The sequence below is a fragment of the Candidatus Symbiopectobacterium sp. NZEC135 genome, from assembly GCF_025962695.1.
Genome location: NZ_JAGFPF010001041.1, coordinates 1 through 758 on the forward strand (window position 1 = coordinate 1; position 758 = coordinate 758).

Annotated in this window: 1 protein-coding gene; it reads right to left on the reverse strand. The window is 50.4% G+C overall.

Features of this window, described 5'->3' with window-relative positions; all coding sequences use genetic code 11:
• A partial coding sequence (locus J5224_RS32305; protein WP_264629029.1) for an Hcp family type VI secretion system effector occupies positions 1-381 on the reverse strand: 381 nt, incomplete at its 3' end.
• Between the last annotated feature and the right edge of the window lie 377 nt (positions 382-758).

Here is a 758-nt window from a genome sequence, read left to right on the forward strand (position 1 = left end):
CATCTGGCAGTTGATGTCCACGGAGGTGGCGCGGGTGAGCACGGGGGAGAAGAAGTGCTCCTGCTTGCCTTCCACCGAGCTGCGATACCACTTCAGGGCCACGGTCGGCAGCATTTCACCGGAGGCCAGCGAGTTGTACATCAGCGGTACGGCTTTGTTCAGCGCGACGGTGAATTTGAACGGCTTGTGGACGCGTTGGCCGGAAGGTTGGCCTGATTGCGGGTCGGTCGGTACGGTGACAACGTGTTTGAATTCCTGCACCAGCATTTCGTCTTCGTGGCCCTGCACATAGATGTTGCCGACAGAATCAGAGGTGAAGGCACCGGCGGTAATGTTTCCCTGGGTTTTACCTTCGATGCTGATGTAGCATGGAGTTGGCATTGTGTTGCTCCTTGTTGTTGAACGTGATGAGTAACTTCACGCTGCGTACAGCAATCCATATGCCAATTTTTATCTTATTGTTTTTCTGCTATTAATTACCTCAACTCAAATTCTGTTGAGCCAACTTGCGCAAAAAATTGCGCAAACCTCGCGAAAAAACGGCATTCATTGCGTAAATAGTGATTTACACCAGAAAGTGAGCAAGAAGTTGCGCAGAATGCGCGGTTATGCTGATAAAGTAGTCTGACACAACGCCCTGCACGGCATAATGCACGTTGTTCCTGCCTCTTTTCCGTTTACCTGCCAATTTAGCGGTCTGGTTATTTCAGCTCTCTTCAACCGCCATATTGGTGACTTTCAGCCGTGCTACTTCATCA